The 3616-nt window shown below is 38.2% G+C and carries 1 protein-coding gene and 1 pseudogene; both read right to left on the bottom strand.

Features of this window, described 5'->3' with window-relative positions; translation table 11 throughout:
• Positions 1 to 1502, bottom strand: a pseudogene (locus tag ACFINK_RS02405) (hypothetical protein); the annotation flags it as partial.
• An 827-nt stretch (positions 1503 to 2329) separates the two neighbouring features.
• The coding region (locus ACFINK_RS02400) for a Vomp family autotransporter (protein WP_375638178.1) at positions 2330 to 3616 on the bottom strand (1287 nt) is incomplete at its 5' end.

Here is a 3616-nt window from a genome sequence, read left to right as displayed (position 1 = left end):
ATTATTTTCGGTCCACCTGTAATCACTAAGCCCGTTGCGTCTAAGGTACTGCTTCCTGCAGTTACTTTATTGACTGCGATTTCCTTAGCTAGATCAAATTTTATATTATTGTCATCTTTGCCTTTTGTAATCGTAAGATTTGTACTTCCAGCGGAAAAATCTACCGCGCTGTCCATGATAACGCTCTTACCATCCTTACCCCCAACAGATAGTTTCCAACCGCCATTTCTCACGACACTTTCTAAGTCTTTTAACTGTACAACATTTACTGCATCAGTAGGGTCACTACCAGCTGCTACACCTATAATCTGCCGCGTCACGCCCGTACTTTTGCTACCAACACTAACGGCACCCTGCGTACTTTTCCATTGCGCTTCAGTGCTTTTTGTCGCCCCCTGCAGCGAAGAAGCATATCCTGGAAGACCTAGAGCCCTATCAGCGATAACATTACTTCCTATAGCAACACCACCTTGTACAGAAACTATAGAACTGGCACCTATTGCGATACTGCTTGGAGCAAAAGCGTAAGACATGGAACCTATAGCAATACTAGATTCACCTATTCCACTTGCCTGATTACCCATAGCAATACTATACAGCGCCTCCTTTGTTACAGATGCATTGTAACCAAGAACAATCCCCTTTTCTGCATAATTCTTCGCGCCATAACCAAGAGCCATTGCATAATCACCAGTTGCAAGTACTCTATTTTTTTCATCAATATCCTGTTCTTTAGATCCAGGACTAGCTCCAACACCACCGATTGCAATGCTATAAACACCTTCCGTTTTTGCCCCCCGCCCCAAAACAACAGTACCATACACGGCCTTAGGTGACTCTGCCATATAACCAATAACAGTACTCCAACCATTACCAGCTTTTGCTCTGTACCCGATAGCAACAGAACCGTATACACCTCTCCCATCAACACTACCAACCACATCGTCACCAATAAAAACACCCCACTTGCTGTTTGTATAATTAATCCCACTACCCAAAATAATATTGTTATTTTGAGAACGTTGCATTCCTGCAGTTCCGCCCCGCAAAAGGTCAGAAACATTAACAGGGATTGCATTCTCATTATTCCCTGCAAACTGTTGGGCTGTAGAGCTATCACGAACAAGCGACCGTGGACTAATGAGAGACTTTTTATATTGCTCGTCTGTACCTAGGGTTCTGACCAATAAATTTTTGCTATCGTCCGCAAGAACATTTACGATAGAACTCTTATCGCTCTTACCAGAAAGGGTTTTGGTTAAAAAATTTGCGTAATCTTCAGAAGCATTCAAACCAGCAACAGAGAGAAGGCTTTGTGGATAAGACACACCGGCACTTTTTACACCCTCAAGAAACGTGTTTCTAAAATCAGGATTTGCTGAAAAAACAGGCGTAACATTCGATAAGAATGTAGCCGCTGTAGCCAACGAAAGAACTTTAACAAAAGAAAAACGAGAACGTTTTAATTCACTCGCTGCTTGTGGGGCATATAATTTTTTCATAACAAACTCTCCAATGAAAAAACTTAGAAACACCTCCAAAACATAAAAAAGACACATTTTAGCATTATTGATCCCTTTGGAATTTAGAGTAGAGGATCATTGCTTAGAGTGTGAACATTTTGAGTCTTTAGTCTTGTTTTGTTTGTGCTCTCTGTATTGAGATCTAAATGCTTGTCTTTTTGATTATGTTTTGTGGACATAAAGATAACACATTTAGAGTCTAAGGGTTTTAGTGTGCTGTTTTTTCCTAACTAAAAAAGAGGCCTTGTATATTTGATATTACTTTTTACTTGGTAGTGATTACTATAAAATTCTTTGTATTAGGTTTTAGTATGTATTTTCCTAAATATAGACTTTATTTTATTAGAAAGCATGGTTTTATTAATAATAAGTAAAGTAAAAAGAAATTGTAATATGTCCGGAATATATTCTTCTTTGGATGACTGGCTTTTTAGTTGGATTTTTTCTTTTTAATATATCATATAATGATATATGCGTGGCCCTGTGATGTACCTTTTATCTTTACGCACTACTTATCCCCCCTTTGAATTATTTTATCAAAATGAGTCTTACTAATATACATTTTCATACAGCTATAGGCTGTTCATGAAAATAGCAACATAAAAATATAGCTTTTTAGCAATATGGATTCTACTGTGATCTTTTTTCAACAAAATATAGAAAATCTTCTATAAAACCTCACAGTTTATAGCCTCATCAAATATTATGCTTATCTCTAGATAAATACTGTGCGTCTGTAAAAAAAAATATCCACCCTTATTTCAATAAATAAGGGTGGATGTTTTGTTCTATTTTCGTTGTTCGTATTATTTTATTTTCAGAGTAATTGCACCACCTATGCCCCAATGACCACCAGCACTCGTGGCAGAGAGATTAGAGCGGATTTTTCCGTTTTCAGATGTATAACCAGCACCAAGAGCAAATGCGGATTGTCCACGCCATGCGCCGCTACCAAATGAGACACTCAAAGATCCCGGCTCGTCAAAGTAACGTAGGTTGGATACTGCTAGACCAACGGCGGCTGCTTGCCTTGCCTCTTTCCGTACGCTCTTAATATCATAACTTAAAATATTAAACTTCATATCTGTATATCGGTCAGACCGATCAACAGCATCATCAATGGCATTAATAACAATATTATCCACCCGACTATCCGTATATTTTTTTGCATCATCGAGAACAATTTTCATCTGTTGCTGAGTGTAATCATGTAGTTGACCACCATTCACAGCTTCTTTCGAACCTTGTTCAATGCGACCATTGGCAACATTATCAATCATAACAGGTTCACTTTCGTTGCCACCTTTTAGAGTGATCTTATTGGTTTTTTTACCATCAGCATCTTTATCATAGTTAACTGCACCATCAGAAAGATTATTAACCGTGTTCTCAATATTATCAACTCTGTCTTCAATATTGAAAACCGTTTCACCAATATTCGTAACCGTAGTGGAAATATTGTCGACTCTGTTTTCAATATGCTTAATATCTTTTTCAACGCCAGTGATACGTTCGTTTGTTTCCCAAAGCTGTCCACCATTGACTGCATCTTTTGAACCTTCTGCAATTTTACCATCTGCTACATTGATAATCTTACTTGGTTGACCATCATGGCTAGCGTCATAAGCTTTTTTCTGCTCATTCCAATTTAAACCATTGGACGAGACATTGTTTTCAACACTTTGAATACGGTCGTTTATCTTAGACATACTCTCACTTACGCCGTCAAAAGCACTGGCAACGTTATGATAATCCTTCTTTTCACCAGAGCTCCCGTCAGCTTTGAATTGTGCTATCTTGAAAGTAGGAGCAGTCCATTCTCCATTATTATAGCCAGCGCCACCACCAAAATATGCAGCAAGCTGATTACTCATCAAATAAAGTTGCGAACCATTTATAGCATCGGTTGAATTAGCAGAAATATCTCCATTGGCAAGAAACTTAATTTTGCTATTTTCTTTGTCTGCTCCATGCTGTGCTACAAATGCCTGCTCATCACCGTTCCACAACAAGGCGTCCCCTTTGACTTCTTGTGTAATATCATTGATTTTTTGTGTAAAATTATTGACCACATTCGTGAGATGACTATTCAC

The organism is Bartonella sp. AA16NXGY, assembly GCF_042197325.1.
Classification (GTDB): Bacteria; Pseudomonadota; Alphaproteobacteria; order Rhizobiales; family Rhizobiaceae; genus Bartonella.
Note: the sequence above shows the minus strand (reverse complement) of the source record. Positions and strands in the feature narration are given on the sequence as shown.